Consider the following 15,274-nt stretch of genomic DNA (forward strand, 5'->3'; position numbering starts at 1 on the left):
GATGATCAAGATCATCAGTCAAATATAGGTTTAACTCAATTTAGATCGAATTTTTAAACTCTTCAATGGCTGTTTTGACAGCTTGCCACTCATTTCCAAGCGATAAAGTTTCACCAATCTGAATTTGTGGAATTTGGCCACGCATGCGTTCCAAACGCTGTTGATTTGGTAGTGCTAAGTTTGTAATACCTTCGAGCGCTGTACAGGCTGCACTTCGATCATTACATACCAACCCCATGTCACACCCAGCTGCTAGAGCAGCCTGAATACGAGCATCCGCACCACCTGCGACACATGCAGCCTGCATACTTAAGTCATCAGAGAAAAGTACACCATTAAAATTCAAACGTTTGCGTAGAACTTCTTGAATCCAGAAAGGTGAAAAACCTGCTGGATTTGGATCAACTTGATCATAAATCACATGTGCAGGCATGAGTGCATCTAGCTGAGGCATAAGCTTAATGAAGCTTTGCATATCATGGTTGTAAATTTCGTCATAGCTACGACTGTCGATTGCGGCCGCAACATGAGAGTCAGCTTTTACTGAACCGTGACCCGGGAAGTGTTTGCCTGTATTTGCCATGCCGGCTTTTTTCATACCTTGCATAAATGCGCCTGCAAGCGGGGCAATATCATCAATATTTTTAGAGAAGCTACGGTCACCAATTACATCACTAATAGCATTTAGGTCTAGAACTGGCGCAAAACTGAAATCGATGCCGACAGCAAGCACTTCAGTTGCCATTAACCAACCGCATTGCTCAGCTAATTCAAGAGCCTTTTGGGGTTGAGTTAAATATAACTCTCCGAAACGACCCATGGCCGGTAATAAGGTAAAACCTGATCTTAGGCGCTGAACTCGGCCACCTTCTTGGTCAACAGCAATCAAAATATCTGGACGAATTTGACGCATATAGTCGGTTAAAGCACGCACTTGTTGTGGAGATTCAATATTTCGTGCAAATAAAATCATGCCACCGACTTGCGGAGCGCGTAATAGTTCAATATCTTCTTGAGTAAGTTCTGTGCCGGCGATGTCCAGCATCAATGCGCCAATCATATTGGTTCCATTTGAATTTTGATTGAAAAACAATAAGCGAATTTTGCAATGTTTTGCTACATTTTGTCAGTACAGAATATGATAAAACTACACGGTATAAACAATTTAGTTGGTTAAGATTTTGAATCTGCTTAGTTCATATCGAAAACAGAGCGTGTAAGATAGGAACACCCAAGGAAGTATTAAAAATTTATGAAACTTCAAACTATAGCTTGTGCAGTAGCGATCGCGACTGGCGGTTTATTCTTCTCTCATACGATGAATGAAGCGAGAGCAGCAACCAATACTGCTGCGGTTTCTCAATCGATCCAGCCAACGCAAGAACAGGCTTTGGTGGCTCGCCAACTGGCAACTTTAGTAGATCGCCAACATTATTTAAATATGCGTCTGGATGCGACCACATCAAATCGTATTCTGGATATGTATTTAGATAGTCTCGATCCAGATCACTCACTATTTCTAGATTCTGAAGTTCAAAATTATAAAAAACTATATGGTTCAAATTTTGGTGCTTCATTAAAAGCGGGGAATTTAACTGGACCGTTTGCAATTCATCAGCAATATCGTGAACGCTTAAAACAATTTTATGAGTTCATGTTAGCTGAGTTAAAACAACAGCAAAATTTAAAGCAGCCAAATAGCTATATTGAAGTTGATCGTGAAAAAGCACCGTATTTTAAAACGACTGCTGAACAACAAAACCATTGGCGCAAAATGTTGGTTTCACAGTTAATCAACTTAACCATTAGCCGTGAAGAAGAGCAGGCGAAACAAAAAGCGCTTAAAGAGAATCCTTCGCTTGCTGATGGTCAAGACTTAACTGGCCCAGAAGATTTAACGCCAGCTCAAACGTTAACTAAACGCTATACACGTCAGCTTGAAAGAATTAGTCGTGTAAAAAGCGATGACGTCTTGGACAAAACTTTAAATGCAATGTTGGCGACCTATGATCCACATAGTAACTATTACCCGCCAATTGATGCGATCGAACTTAATCGCCAAACTACTTTGCAGCTCGAAGGTATTGGGGTGTCGATTCGTCCAGAACGTGGCAACGAAGATTACACCAAAATTGAAACCATTGTAGAAGGTGGTCCTGCAAGTAAGTCTGGTCAAGTGAAATCAGGAGATCGAATCATTGGTGTCGCCCAAGAAGGCGAGAAAATGGTTGATGTGATTGGCTGGACAAGTTCTGAAATTGTTGGACTCATTCGTGGTAAACGTGGAACAAAAGTCACGCTAAAACTTCTTGGCGCTGGCGCATCAATGAGTCAGGCACGTAACGTGACATTAGTACGTGATGTTATCCAAGAGGAAGATGCTGGTGTTCGTTCACGCACAGTTGAAGTGACACGTGATGGTAAAAAGCATGTGTTGGGCGTAATTGAAATTCCATCATTCTATTTCGACTATCGTTCACGTCGTGCAGGTCAACAATACCGTTCAGTTTCTGAAGATACTGCAAATGCTTTTGAAGCGCTAAAAGCGAAGAAAGTAGAAGGTATTATTATTGACTTACGTAATGACCCAGGTGGCTCATTAGAAGAAGTTGCACGTATGTTGGGTCAGGTGATTAAGTCTGGTCCGGTGGTGCAAATTCGTGATGGCAATGGCAACGTAAGCGTGTTTGAAGATAACGATGGCGGTCAGCAAATTTATACAGGCCCACTCGCGGTATTGGTGAACTTGGCATCTGCATCGGCAAGTGAGATTTACTCTGCTGCAATTCAAGATTATGAGCGCGGTATTATTATTGGTAGTACAACAACTGGTAAGGGTACAGCTCAGGTACAACTTGATACTCTGGCATATGGTCAAGCAACTTTAACTCAGCGTAAGTTTTATCGTATTACTGGTGGTAGTACACAAAATAAAGGTGTAGTACCAGACATTAAACTCGTTGATATCTATAACGAAGAGTTTGGTGAGCGTAAATCGAAAAATGCATTGAAGTGGGACACAATTCCTACTGCACCATTTAAACGTGAAGGTTCTGTTCAGCCTTATGTGACAAAGTTGTCTCAATTCTCTGAACAACGTGTTGGCAATGATGCTCAGTTTAAATATCTAAATAAACGTACTGCGATTGCTAAGGTGACGAGTGATCAAAAACAAGTGGTACTTGATATTGATAAGCGCCGTGCTGAATTACTTGGTTTAGAGAAACAAACTTTAGATGCAGAGAATGAACGCCGTGCTGCAACGGGTCAAAAGCCTTTTGCAAACTGGGAAAGCTATCAAGCTTCATTAGATGCTCTAGCTGAATCTCGCGCTAAAATGAAAGCATCGCAACGTCCAGCGTTACCAGAAGAAGAAACTTTTGTGACTGAAGCTGCTAATGTACTCATGGATTATGCAAAATTGCAAAATCGCTAAGAGTTACTAGGATTTAAGAAAAAAGCATGCTGTCATCAGCATGCTTTTTTTATTTTTCATGTCAGTAAACTGTCATGCATTTATCATCAAAATGTCAAAAAAACTGCTTAATCTTTAAGCATGAAAATAAATACATTGATGGATGGCGCTATGCAAAGTTCATATGCGACAGCACTATTAAAACAACAGCAACTTCCTGAAAGCTTCCAATTCTTTTTTAAACAAAAGCAGCAGCTATCTAATGCACATTCATTGCATGATTTGGTGCGCCCACGTTTAAAAATTGCGATTGTGACGGAAACTTGGCCACCCGAAATCAATGGTGTGGCACTATCATTATTACAGTTATGCCAAGGTTTACAAAAACAGGGGCATAAGATTTTACTGATTCGCCCAGAGCAAAAAGCAAAATGTAATGACTTTACACCAGAGCAAGAATGTTTGGTTATGTCGCAGGCGATTCCCAAGTATCCAACTTTACAATTCGGTTGGCCACAATATTTAAAAGTATCGAAAGCTTTTGAAAAGTTTGTCCCAGATGTTGTGCACATTGTGACTGAAGGGCCATTAGGTTTAACTGCCATGCAAGCTGCTAAGGCAAAAGCTATTCCGGTTTCTAGTGGCTTTCATTCACCATTTCAAGACTTTAGTCGATTCTTCGATTTGGCTTTTTTAGTCAAACCGATTCAAAAATATCTGTGTTGGTTTCACAATAACACTCAAGTAACTTGTGTGCCGAGTAAAGATACTCAAGAAGCATTACGAGGTTTTGGTATTACTTGTCCACTGGTTGTCGTTGGGCGTGGCGTAGATACAACAAGATTTTCACCGAAGCATCGCTCTGAAAATTTGCGAAAACAATGGGATGCTGATGAGAATACTCGCGTTATGCTTTATGTGGGGCGTTTGTCTCCTGAAAAAGAAGTGCAAGTCCTCATTGATAGTTATGCGAACCTGCAAAGCATTCAGCCACATAAAACTAAATTAGTGATTGTGGGAGATGGCCCAGATTTTGCTCGTTTAAAGTCACTACCTGAAGCGAAGGGTGTTATCTTTACTGGAAGTCTGAGAGGTCAAGATTTGGCGGTGGCCTATGCGAGTGCAGATGTATTCGTATTTGCGAGTCAAGTTGAAACGTTTGGTAACGTAGTTTTAGAGGCAATGGCAAGCGGTTTACCAGTTATAGCGTATGATTATGCATGTGCACATCAATACTTAACACATGGTGTGAATGGCTGGTTAAGCCCACTTGGACAAAAAAACCACTTTATACAACAAATTTATCAGCTTCCTTCGGTACAACAACTTAGAGAAATGGGCGTACAAGCCTGTCATAAAGTACAGCAAAGCGGTTGGCAACTTCCGGTTCAGCAATTGGAGCAGGCATTTTATCAGGTAGTGAAGGAGCCCTCATTGGACTTCACCTAAGTATCCTAAGATAGGAGAATGACCATGAAATTTAAGAATGCAAAAATAAAAATACTCGATTTAGACTTGAGAGGCTGTTTATATCTGAACAATTTCTCTCACTCACAGCGTGTTGCCCTTTTTTTCAAAATTATCAGTCGTGTTGGTGATGGTCCGTTTTGGTATCTAATGCTGGCAATTGTGTGGGGCATGCAAGGTATCACCTATAGCTTGCAAATTATCTACTTGTTGCTAGGTGGTTCTGTCGGCACAGCAATTTATAAATTTTTAAAACATAAGACAACGCGACCACGTCCTTATCAGGTGCATCAGGTGATTGTGCTTGGTGAAAGACCGCTTGATCACTTTAGTTTTCCATCAGGCCACACACTTCATGCGGTCATGGTGACAATTGTATTGGGTTACATCCAGCCAGTTCTGCTTGCAGCCATGTTCCCATTTATGGTGCTTGTCGCTTTGTCTCGTATGGTACTGGGTCTTCATTACCCAAGTGATGTGATTGTTGGTGCGCTAATTGGTGCAGCGGTCGCGGCTGTGATTATTTTTGTGGCGCCATTATTGAACATCGCTTTATAAGCATCGGTAATTTTTATCAGCTTAAGCTATCGATTAGGTTTGAGGATTTGCTAAAGTACATAGTTCGTGATTTAGCAGATTAAACAGATAGGAGCCGCTATGGGCTTACGTTGGACAGATACGATTGATATTGCCATTGAATTGTCAGAAGCACATCCAGAAGTTGATCCGCAATGGATTCGTTTTACCGATTTACATGCATGGGTGTGCGCATTACCAGACTTTAGCGATGACCCAAATAAATCGACAGAAGGATTGCTAGAAGGCATTCAAATGGCCTGGATAGACGAAGTTCGCTAAAAACAGTAGAAAAAATCGCAACTTTTACACATTCAAAGCTGATTATTGCCTATGACATCGGTATAATGCGGCAAATTTTTTAAAGTTTAAATCTTAAAATAAAGGAGCCACTCATGGCTATTGAACGTACTTTGTCTATCGTAAAACCTGATGCAGTGTCTAAAAACCACATCGGTGAAATTTTTGCTCGTTTTGAAAAAGCGGGTTTAAAAATTGTTGCGACTAAAATGAAACACCTTTCTCAAGCTGATGCTGAAGGTTTCTATGCTGAGCATAAAGAACGTGGTTTCTTTGGTGACTTAGTTGCATTCATGACTTCTGGTCCAGTTGTAGTATCTGTTCTTGAAGGTGAAAACGCAGTTCTTGCACACCGTGAAATCTTAGGTGCTACAAACCCTAAAGAAGCTGCTCCTGGTACTATCCGTGCTGACTTCGCTGTAAGCATCGACGAAAACGCTGCTCACGGTTCTGACTCAGTTGCTTCTGCAGAGCGTGAAATTGCTTACTTCTTTGCTGACAACGAGATCTGCTCACGCACTCGTTAATCGAAAGCATTCAAACCAGATAAGTGGTATACTACTTATCTGGTTTTTTTATTCTCTTAAGAGAATATTGTTTGATTCTTGAACAATATCTTCAGTTTTTTTGACATGGTTTAGGTAAATACACATGAGCTCTGCAGTGGTCGTTTCATCTGAAAATCTTGATGGACAGCAGCAATCTTCGTCCACGCCGGTAATCCCTGCTGCCGAAAATAAAGTGAATTTACTCGGCATGTCTCGTCCTGAGTTAGAAAAATTCTTTGAAGATATTGGTGAGAAGAAGTTTCGTGCCGGACAGGTCATGAAATGGATACATCAATACTTTGTTACTGACTTTGCTGAAATGACCAATATTTCAGGCAAACTACGTGCGAAGCTTGAGCAGATTTGTGAAATTAAAGCACCTGAAGTGGTTCATCGTCATTATTCAAAAGATGGTACACGTAAGTGGGTGTTTCGCGTAGGTGAGGGTGCAGGTTCTTTGGTTGAAACTGTATTAATTCCTGCCGAAGATAAAACTGGATTACGTAAAACACTTTGTATTTCCTCTCAAGTGGGCTGTGCATTAGATTGCTCATTTTGTTCAACAGGCAAACAAGGTTTCCAACGTGATTTAACGCCAGATGAAATTATTGGGCAACTCTGGATGGCAAACTATTCTTATATGGAAGAAGTGCCAGTTGCTGAGCGTGAGCGTTCAGTGACCAATGTCGTGATGATGGGCATGGGTGAGCCATTGCTCAACTATGATGCTGTATTAAGCTCAATGCAGATTATGCTTGATGACTTTGCTTATGGCATGTCAAAACGTCGTGTGACTTTATCGACATCGGGTGTTGTACCGAAAATTGACCAGCTTGCAAAAGACATTGATGTCGCTTTAGCCATTTCTTTACATGCGCCAAACGATGAATTACGTAATGAGCTTGTGCCAATTAATAAAAAATATCCATTGGCTCAGTTAATTGCAGCATGTCAGCGTTATATTGCCAAAGATGGTAATGAAAGTACGCGTAAACATGTAACGATTGAATATGTGATGTTAGAAGGCGTAAATGATCAGCCTGAACATGCACAGCAAATGATTAAATTATTAAAAAATTTACCAAGTAAAATTAACTTGATTCCATTTAATCCGTTCCCCCATGCGCCATATGGTCGCTCAAGCAGAAATCGTATTATCTCGTTCCAAAAAACTTTGTCTGATGCGGGATTTGTGTGTACGATTCGTCAAACACGTGGTGATGATATTGACGCTGCATGTGGGCAGTTAGTGGGTCAAGTGGCTGACAGAACCCGTCGTGCTGAACAGTGGCAGAAAAAAGTCACACAGCGTCAAGAGATTTTGCGTACACAAGGATAAATTGAGGGCAGGCTTTGAGTATTCCAAAGTTAAAAACGGTCTTATGTATGGGGATTGCAGTTGCATTTCTGGTCAGTGGTTGCCAGACAACGCATACGCAAAAAAAAGACCCAGAGAAAGCGGTAAAGGTGCGTACACAACTTGCTGCTGAACATATCCGTTCGGGTGACTTGGACTCAGCAAAGCGAGCTCTTGATCAAGCTTTAAGTGTAGCTAGCCGCGATGCTACTGCAAATATGATGATGGGTATTTTGCTACAGCAAGAAGGTAGCAAACCCAATTTAGAAAAAGCAGAACATTATTTTAAACGAGCAATTTCATCTGAACCGGATAATGCTCAAGCACATAATAATTATGGTACTTATTTATATCAAATGGAGCGTTATAATGATGCGGTTGAGCAATTTCGTATTGCTGGCGCAACATTAGGTTATGACCAACGCTATCAGGCATTAGAAAATCTGGGGCGTATTTATTTAAAATTGGGTGATGTTGCGAATGCTGAAAAAACATTCAAACAAGCACTCCTTGCTAACCGCGACTCTTATATTTCAATGTTAGAGTTAGCGGAAATTTTTTATTTGCAGCAGCAGATTCCGGCTGCTACACAAATGTATGAGCAATATGTTCGTACAGTGGGGCAGAAAAATCAGGGTGCAAGAGCACTTTGGATTGGTGTAAGAGTGGCTCGAGCCAATGCGGATAAAATGGGAATGCAAGTGTTAGTAAACCAGTTACGTGCTTTGTTCCCAGAAAGTCCAGAATATCAACGTTATTTGCAATTACAGTATAGTACTGAGGCCGTATGGAAATAAATCCTAATTCACAGCAGCCAACTGGCTCAAGCTTACCGACTTCTGCTTTAGGAAATATTCAACGTCCTGGTGAGTATTTACGTCAAATTCGAGTTGCTCAGAATAAAGAGTTAGGGCAAGTTTCTTCAGATTTAAATATGCCGGTTAAGACCTTGACCGCTTTAGAGCAAGATGACTATAAATCATTGCCGGAAGCGACTTTCATTAAGGGTTATTACCGTTCATATGCAAAATATTTAAATACGGACGCGACGGCAATTATTCAGCGTTTCGATGAGATTTATGCAAATGATACCGGGTTGTTACCAAATCATGCCTTAAATAATTCGCCAATTAAAATCATGGGTAAACTCCCAGGTTCTAATAGTGATCGTAATAAGAAATGGTTAAAGCGCATACTTCTTGCTATTGTAATTCTTGCTGTTGTGTCATTGCTTGTTATGGGTGTCCAAAAATGGACTTCAAAGAAAGAAGATGCTGATTTACCTAAAGTAAATCAATCGAATGTTGAAGTTTTACCTATGCAAGGGGCTACCACCTCAACAGTGGGTGACCAATTGGTGTTAAACTTTAACCGACCAACTTCTGTTCATATTGTTGATGCAACAGGTAAAGTTTTGGCGACAGGTCGTCAGTCATCAACTTTAAACTTAACTGGTGAGTCTCCATTCCAGATTCGTCTTGATGATGCAACGGCTGTGTCATTAAGTCTAAACCAAGAACAGATTTCATTGTCTCCATATACGGTAAACGGTAAAGCAGAATTCCGTTTATCCCGCTAATACCATGAGTTGAGCGATACAATGATAGAGAACCCAATTAAACGTCGACCAACACGTAAAATCCGTGTTGGTTCGGTGTATGTCGGTGGCGATGCACCTATTAGCGTGCAAAGTATGACAAATACCGAAACTTGCGATGTCGATGCAACCGTTGCTCAAATCGAGCGTTGCGTTGATGCAGGTGCTGATATTATGCGTGTTTCGGTCCCATCTATGGAGGCTGCTGAGGCATTTGGTGCGATCCGTAAACGTGTTTCAGTTCCATTAGTGGCTGATATTCACTTTGACCATAGAATTGCTCTGGCAGTTGCAGACTATGGTGCAGACTGTTTACGTATTAACCCAGGTAATATTGGCTCAGACCAGAAAGTGCGTGAAGTCGTTGCTGCGGCGCGTCATCATGGCATTTCTATGCGTATTGGGGTCAATGCGGGTTCTTTAGAAAAAGATTTACAAAAGAAATATGGCGAGCCTACAGGTGAGGCGTTGCTTGAGTCAGCACTACGTCATATTGATATTTTAGATCGTCTCAACTTCCATGAATTTAAAGTCAGCGTAAAAGCATCAAATGTGTTTTTAACCATGGATGCTTACCGTTTACTTTCAAAGCAAATTGATAACCCATTACATCTTGGTGTGACTGAAGCTGGTATTTACCGTACAGGTACTGTGAAGTCAGCGATTGCCCTTGGTGGATTGTTGATGGAAGGTATTGGCGATACGATGCGTATTTCGCTTGCCGCCGAACCAGAAGATGAAATCAAGATTGGTTTTGATATCTTAAAATCACTTGGGCTTCGCTCTAACGGGATTAACTTTATTGCTTGCCCAAGTTGCTCTCGCCAAGAATTTAATGTTATTCAGGTAATGCAAGCATTGGAAGAGCGTTTAGAAGATATTCGTACTCCAATGGATGTGTCGGTAATTGGTTGTAAAGTAAACGGCCCAGGTGAAGCAAAAGAAGCTGACATCGGGGTTGTTGGGGCTGCGCCTCGCTCATTGGTTTATCGTAATGGTGAAAAAAGCCATTTAATCGATACCGATCAATTGGTTGATGAAATCGAAACTATGGTTCGTCAACGTGTCCAAGAGCTTGAAGAAGCTAAATCTAAAGAAATTATTCGTAGTTCATCATGAGTTCAATCGTCGCAATCAAAGGTTTTAATGACATCTTGCCAACGCAAACAGTAGCGTGGAGACGTCTCGAGCAACATTTAGCATCTTTAATGGATGCTTATGGATATCAACAAATTCGTTTGCCGATCGTTGAACAAACGGGCTTGTTTAAACGTGCTATTGGTGATGCTACCGATATTGTTGAAAAAGAAATGTATACCTTTTTTGACAAAGGCAATCCACCAGAGTCATTAACCTTACGCCCGGAAGGTACAGCAGGTTGTGTTCGTGCTTTGGTTGAACATAATTTGTTGCGCGGTGCTACGCCACGCGTGTGGTATATGGGACCTATGTTCCGTTATGAGAAGCCACAAAAAGGACGTTACCGCCAGTTCCACCAGTTTGGCGTGGAAACTTTCGGTGTTGCGACTCCTGATATTGATGCTGAATTGATTATGTTGACCGCTCGTTTATGGAAACGTATGGGCGTTGCTGATAAGGTTCAGCTTGAGTTAAATACTTTGGGCGAAACTGATGAGCGTACAGAGTATCGTAATGCTTTAGTTGCGTTTTTAAACGAGCATAAAGATGCGTTGGATGAAGACTCACAGCGTCGTTTAACAACGAATCCATTACGTATTTTGGATTCTAAAATTGAATCTACTCAGAAAATTTTAGAAAATGCACCGAAATTACATGACTTCTTGAAAGAAGAAAGCTTGGATCATTTTAAGCAGTTACAAGATTATTTGACTGCTGCTGGCATCCAATTTGTCATTAATCAAAAATTGGTGCGTGGTCTGGATTACTACAATAAAACCGTTTTTGAATGGACAACAACTGCACTTGGTTCGCAAGGTACTGTATGTGCTGGCGGTCGCTACGACGGTTTAGTTGGTCAGCTAAAAGGTAAGGCCGATCAATCTGTACCAGCTGTTGGTTTTGCGATGGGTATGGAGCGTTTATTGCTTCTACTTGAGCAGGTTGAGCAGGCTCAAGTTATACGTGATTGTGAAGTCTTCTTGGTTGCAGAACCTGCTTATCAAACTAAAGCTTTGATTTTAGCGGAGCAATTACGTGACCAGTTAGAAGCTGCAAATAGCAGTATTCGAATCAAAACAGGTTCACAAGGCAGCATGAAGAGTCAGATGAAAAAAGCTGATCAGGCTGGGGCTGTTTACGCCATGATTTTAGGTGAGCGTGAATGGGAAGCACAGCAACTTGCTATCAAAGAGTTAGCAACAGCTGAGCAGTCTCAAGTTGCGCTGGCTGAGCTTGTACCATTCTTAATCGAAAAATTTACAAAATAAACTGAAACATCTGGAAAAGGACAATCACATGAGTGTAAGTGATGAAGAACAATTCGACAGCTTAAAGTCGTTCGCCAAAAAATATGGTTCTGCCATGATTAGCGGGATTCTCATTGCATTGATTGCCTTTTTTGGGTGGGAATATTGGCAAAAAAGAAATCTTGCGAGCAGCCAGACAGAAACTGCAAAAGTACAGCAGTTAATGGATGAAGCAAATGCAAGTGCTGATAATCCTAATGCTTTAACTTCGGTAACAGCATCGGCAGATAAAATCGTAAAAGATGATATTGATTCTGTTCAGGCGATACAGACTCAGTTTGTATTAGCAAAATTAGCTTATGAAAAACAAGACTATGCTGCTGCTGAAAAAGCATTGAAGAAAGTCGAAAATTCAAAAGTAAAAGATGAAGGTTTGATTCAGGTTGTAAAATTGCGTTTAGCAGATGCACAATTGGCGCAAAACAAATATGATGAAGCACTGAAAACTTTGTCTGGTAACGTCGATCCTGCGTTTAAAGTAACAGTAGAAGAGTTACGTGGTGATATCTTTGTTGCCAAGAAAGATATTGATTCTGCTAAAAAAGCGTATCAGGCAGCATGGGATTCGTTACTGGAACGTAAACAAGAACGACAAATTTTACAAATTAAACTCGAAAGTGTTGGCGTTTTAGTTGAAGATCCACAGATTGAGCGCCCAATTTTGGAAACACAGGTGGAAGAGTCTTAATGAATCAGAAATTCAAACTGCCTTTGGCAATTGCAATCGCATCAGCTGTACTGGTGGGATGTTCTAGCAACAAAGTAAAAGAAGCAAAACCAAATCCACTACCGAAATTGACTGAGTCGAAAAAGACTCTAGTACCCGTGTTTTCGCGCAGTGTTTCTTCTACTGATAAGGCAGATCCGTTACGTTTGCAGCTTGATGCAAGTGAGGGCGTGGTCTTTACGCTTGACCCAAAAGGTGAAGTCGCTGCATATCGTGGTAAGCAGCGTCTTTGGGAGAAAAAAGTCAGCAAATTAGGCTTGAGCTCTGGTGTTGAAGCTGCTGAAGGAATTGTTGTTGTTGGTAATAGTAAAGGTCAACTTTTTGCTTTAGATCAGGCAACAGGTGAACAAAAGTGGACTGCGCAGTTATCTGGTGCACTATTAAGTCCTTCTTTAGTTCAGTCTGGACGCGTTATTACCATTGCTAATGATGGTACTGTATTTGCGCATGATGCTGGTTCAGGCCAACAAGTTTGGGCTTATAAATTACCAAATGTCCAATTTAGTTTACGTGGTCAGGCGTCACCGGTGAGTCTTGACCCGCGTACCGTATTAATCGCATCTGCGAATGCGTATGTTTATGCAATTGATACGATTAGTGGTATTCCACGTTTCCAACGTCGTGTTGCGGTAAGTGAAGGTCGTTCTGATATTCAACGTTTGATTGATATCGATGGTGATCCTACTGTTGCTGGACAGTTTATGGTAACTACAAGTTTCCAAGGACAAGTGACCGTAACTGATCTAGCTTCGCAACGTGTAGTTTGGAGTGAAGACTCAAGCAGCACCAAGCGTCCGGAAGTTTATGACAATAAAGTATTTGTTTCATCAACTGATGGTAAGTTAACTGCTTATGATTTAACGACAGGCGAACAAGTTTGGCAAAATGATAGTTTATTAAACCGTCATTTAAGTAACCCTGTTGTGTTGGGATCGGACCTTATTGTTGGTGATTTAGATGGCGTATTACATCTTGTTGATCCTGCAACAGGTAAGTTGATTGGTCGTTCAAAAACAAGTGGTGAGGTCAATACATTACGTGTTATTGAGAACCAACTTTACGTTTCGACCAGAAAAGGCGATTTAAGTATTTGGCAGAATCGTTAATTTCGTTTGCTTGTGCTAAAATAGCCGCTTAACAAATTACGCTGTTAAAAAAATATCGGGGTGTTTGAATTAAATCAGTTCAAAGCCCCGTCTTTTATTATGGTCATATCTGACCTTAAAATATATCTCCTGTATTGTTTCTAATGCTCATGCCATGAGATATGGCTGGTCTTGAATTAAGGTTATTGTATGAAACCCGTTATTGCGCTCATTGGTCGTCCGAATGTCGGAAAATCAACGTTATTTAACCAGATTACCAAGAGTCGTGATGCACTTGTAGCCGACTTCGCGGGTCTGACTCGTGACCGTAAATATGGTGATGCGACTTATCAAAATAAGTCTTTCATTGTTGTTGATACTGGTGGTATCGGTGAGAGTGAAGGTGGTATCGATAACTACATGGCCGAGCAGTCAAAAACAGCGATCAACGAAGCAGATATTATTATTTTTGTGGTTGACGCTCGTGCGGGATTGTTAGCTTCTGATGAGCAAATTGCTCGTGAACTACGTACTTTAGGTAAGAAAATTTATCTTGTTGCGAACAAGGTAGATGGTGTTCATGCCGAAGCAGCTTTGGTTGAGTTCTATAAACTTGGTATGGGTGAACCATTACAAGTTGCCGCTAGCCATGGTCGTGGTGTACAGCAAATGCTGGAAGATGTACTTGCGGAAGTTCCAGAAGATGAAAATCCTGAAGAACATGACAAAGATACTGGCTTACGCTTAGCAATTATTGGTCGTCCTAACGTTGGTAAGTCAACACTGGTCAACCGTTTGCTGGGTGAAGACCGTGTGGTGGCATTTGACCAACCAGGTACAACGCGTGACTCTATTTACATTCCTTTTGAGCGTGAAGGCCGTAAATACACCTTAATTGATACAGCAGGTGTGCGTCGTAAAGGTAAAGTTGATGAAATGATTGAGAAGTTCTCAATTGTTAAAACTTTGCAAGCAATGAAAGATGCACATGTTGTCGTGGTTGTAGTCGATGCGCGTGAAGGTATTGTTGAGCAAGACTTGCATTTAATTGGCTATGCGCTTGAAGCTGGTCGTGCCATGGTTATTGCCATCAACAAATGGGATAACATGTCTGAATACGACCGCAAGCAGTGTAAGCTTGATGTTGAACGTCGTTTTGACTTTATTCCATGGGCAAAAATCCATTTAATTTCTGCTTTACATGGAACTGGGGTAGGTGATTTATATCCTTCTATCCACCGTGCTTATGAGTCTGCGAACTTAAAAGTATCACCAGCTAAATTGACTCAAATTTTGAGTGATGCGACAGAAGCTCATCAACCGCCAATGATTAGCGGTCGCCGTATTAAAATGCGTTATGCGCATATGGGTGGACAGAACCCACCGACTATTGTGATCCATGGTAATAAGGTTGATAAGACACCTGCCGATTATCGCCGTTATTTAGAAAACGTGTTCCGTAAAGTGTATAAACTCGAAGGTACACCAGTTCGTATTGACTTTAAAACTTCTGAAAACCCGTTTGAAGGTCGTAAGAGTCAGGTTGATGAACGTACTGCTGCACGTCGCCGTCGTTATATTCAGAAATTTAAGAAAGCAGAGAAAAAATTTAACCGTTAATTTTTTTACTGCTCAAAAACCCAAAGTTTTCTTTGGGTTTTTTTTGCAAATAAATGAGCTACTCCGAAGAGTTGTGAAAAAGTGTGAGTGATAAACGTAATTTTTTGTAAATTTTATAACGAATGCTATAATCAG

At 41.0% G+C, this 15,274-nt stretch carries 14 protein-coding genes; 13 read left to right on the forward strand and 1 reads right to left on the reverse strand.

Annotated elements, in window-relative coordinates:
* Positions 1-40 precede the first annotated feature (40 nt).
* Positions 41-1,060, reverse strand: a complete 1,020-nt coding sequence (nagZ, locus tag JGE69_RS13320) for a beta-N-acetylhexosaminidase (RefSeq protein ID WP_199113670.1) — start codon at positions 1,058-1,060, stop codon at positions 41-43.
* A 192-nt stretch (positions 1,061-1,252) separates the two neighbouring features.
* Here nagZ and JGE69_RS13325 point away from each other — a divergent pair, with 192 nt between their 5' ends.
* From JGE69_RS13325 to der, 13 genes are all read left to right on the forward strand, one after another.
* Positions 1,253-3,436 carry a carboxy terminal-processing peptidase gene (locus JGE69_RS13325; protein ID WP_017385731.1) on the forward strand — a complete coding sequence of 728 codons (2,184 nt, stop codon included), beginning with the start codon at positions 1,253-1,255 and terminating at the stop codon, positions 3,434-3,436.
* A gap of 138 nt (positions 3,437-3,574) precedes the next feature.
* A complete protein-coding gene (locus tag JGE69_RS13330) occupies positions 3,575-4,864 on the forward strand; it encodes a glycosyltransferase family 4 protein (RefSeq protein WP_199113806.1) in 1,290 nt (429 codons plus the stop codon).
* 24 nt (positions 4,865-4,888) lie between these two features.
* Positions 4,889-5,440, forward strand: a complete 552-nt coding sequence (locus JGE69_RS13335) for a phosphatase PAP2 family protein (RefSeq protein WP_289518692.1) — start codon at positions 4,889-4,891, stop codon at positions 5,438-5,440.
* A 99-nt stretch (positions 5,441-5,539) separates the two neighbouring features.
* Positions 5,540-5,740 (forward strand): Fe-S cluster assembly protein IscX, encoded by a 201-nt coding sequence (iscX, locus tag JGE69_RS13340; RefSeq protein WP_004698764.1) that lies wholly within the window; start codon positions 5,540-5,542, stop codon positions 5,738-5,740.
* A gap of 113 nt (positions 5,741-5,853) precedes the next feature.
* Positions 5,854-6,285 (forward strand): nucleoside-diphosphate kinase, encoded by a 432-nt coding sequence (gene ndk, locus JGE69_RS13345; RefSeq protein WP_199113668.1) that lies wholly within the window; start codon positions 5,854-5,856, stop codon positions 6,283-6,285.
* Positions 6,286-6,409: 124 nt separating this feature from the next.
* Positions 6,410-7,645 (forward strand): 23S rRNA (adenine(2503)-C(2))-methyltransferase RlmN, encoded by a 1,236-nt coding sequence (rlmN, locus tag JGE69_RS13350; protein ID WP_002115097.1) that lies wholly within the window; start codon positions 6,410-6,412, stop codon positions 7,643-7,645.
* A gap of 14 nt (positions 7,646-7,659) precedes the next feature.
* Positions 7,660-8,460, forward strand: coding sequence for a type IV pilus biogenesis/stability protein PilW (pilW, locus tag JGE69_RS13355; protein WP_199113666.1), 801 nt, complete (start codon positions 7,660-7,662; stop codon positions 8,458-8,460).
* A complete protein-coding gene (locus JGE69_RS13360) occupies positions 8,451-9,242 on the forward strand; it encodes a helix-turn-helix domain-containing protein (RefSeq protein WP_069141760.1) in 792 nt (263 codons plus the stop codon). The genes pilW and JGE69_RS13360 overlap by 10 nt, the downstream gene beginning before the upstream one ends.
* A gap of 21 nt (positions 9,243-9,263) precedes the next feature.
* The gene (gene ispG, locus JGE69_RS13365) at positions 9,264-10,379 is read left to right on the forward strand and encodes a flavodoxin-dependent (E)-4-hydroxy-3-methylbut-2-enyl-diphosphate synthase (protein ID WP_002115078.1); all 1,116 of its coding nucleotides are present in this window, start codon (positions 9,264-9,266) and stop codon (positions 10,377-10,379) included.
* Positions 10,376-11,668, forward strand: a complete 1,293-nt coding sequence (gene hisS / locus JGE69_RS13370) for a histidine--tRNA ligase (protein ID WP_017385736.1) — start codon at positions 10,376-10,378, stop codon at positions 11,666-11,668. The genes ispG and hisS overlap by 4 nt, the downstream gene beginning before the upstream one ends.
* Before the next feature lie 28 nt (positions 11,669-11,696).
* A complete protein-coding gene (locus tag JGE69_RS13375; RefSeq protein ID WP_199113664.1) occupies positions 11,697-12,395 on the forward strand; it encodes a YfgM family protein in 699 nt (232 codons plus the stop codon).
* A complete protein-coding gene (gene bamB / locus JGE69_RS13380) occupies positions 12,395-13,540 on the forward strand; it encodes an outer membrane protein assembly factor BamB (RefSeq protein ID WP_032005187.1) in 1,146 nt (381 codons plus the stop codon). Before JGE69_RS13375 ends, bamB begins: the two co-directional genes overlap by 1 nt.
* A 189-nt stretch (positions 13,541-13,729) precedes the next feature.
* Complete coding sequence (gene der, locus JGE69_RS13385) at positions 13,730-15,139, forward strand: ribosome biogenesis GTPase Der (protein WP_005066184.1); 1,410 nt, start codon at positions 13,730-13,732, stop codon at positions 15,137-15,139.
* Positions 15,140-15,274 lie beyond the last annotated feature (135 nt).

Origin of the sequence: Acinetobacter sp. C13, assembly GCF_016809775.1 — a bacterium.
GTDB classification, from domain to species: Bacteria; Pseudomonadota; Gammaproteobacteria; order Pseudomonadales; family Moraxellaceae; genus Acinetobacter; species Acinetobacter pittii.

Bases quoted from the DNA above. Each gene is read 5' to 3' on its own strand.
- nagZ (WP_199113670.1), bottom strand. From the start codon at position 1,060: ATGATTGGCGCATTGATGCTGGACATCGCCGGCACAGAACTTACTCAA.
- JGE69_RS13325 (WP_017385731.1), top strand. From the start codon at position 1,253: ATGAAACTTCAAACTATAGCTTGTGCAGTAGCGATCGCGACTGGCGGT.
- JGE69_RS13330 (WP_199113806.1), top strand. From the start codon at position 3,575: ATGGATGGCGCTATGCAAAGTTCATATGCGACAGCACTATTAAAACAA.
- JGE69_RS13335 (WP_289518692.1), top strand. From the start codon at position 4,889: ATGAAATTTAAGAATGCAAAAATAAAAATACTCGATTTAGACTTGAGA.
- iscX (WP_004698764.1), top strand. From the start codon at position 5,540: ATGGGCTTACGTTGGACAGATACGATTGATATTGCCATTGAATTGTCA.
- ndk (WP_199113668.1), top strand. From the start codon at position 5,854: ATGGCTATTGAACGTACTTTGTCTATCGTAAAACCTGATGCAGTGTCT.
- rlmN (WP_002115097.1), top strand. From the start codon at position 6,410: ATGAGCTCTGCAGTGGTCGTTTCATCTGAAAATCTTGATGGACAGCAG.
- JGE69_RS13360 (WP_069141760.1), top strand. From the start codon at position 8,451: ATGGAAATAAATCCTAATTCACAGCAGCCAACTGGCTCAAGCTTACCG.
- ispG (WP_002115078.1), top strand. From the start codon at position 9,264: ATGATAGAGAACCCAATTAAACGTCGACCAACACGTAAAATCCGTGTT.
- hisS (WP_017385736.1), top strand. From the start codon at position 10,376: ATGAGTTCAATCGTCGCAATCAAAGGTTTTAATGACATCTTGCCAACG.
- JGE69_RS13375 (WP_199113664.1), top strand. From the start codon at position 11,697: ATGAGTGTAAGTGATGAAGAACAATTCGACAGCTTAAAGTCGTTCGCC.
- bamB (WP_032005187.1), top strand. From the start codon at position 12,395: ATGAATCAGAAATTCAAACTGCCTTTGGCAATTGCAATCGCATCAGCT.
- der (WP_005066184.1), top strand. From the start codon at position 13,730: ATGAAACCCGTTATTGCGCTCATTGGTCGTCCGAATGTCGGAAAATCA.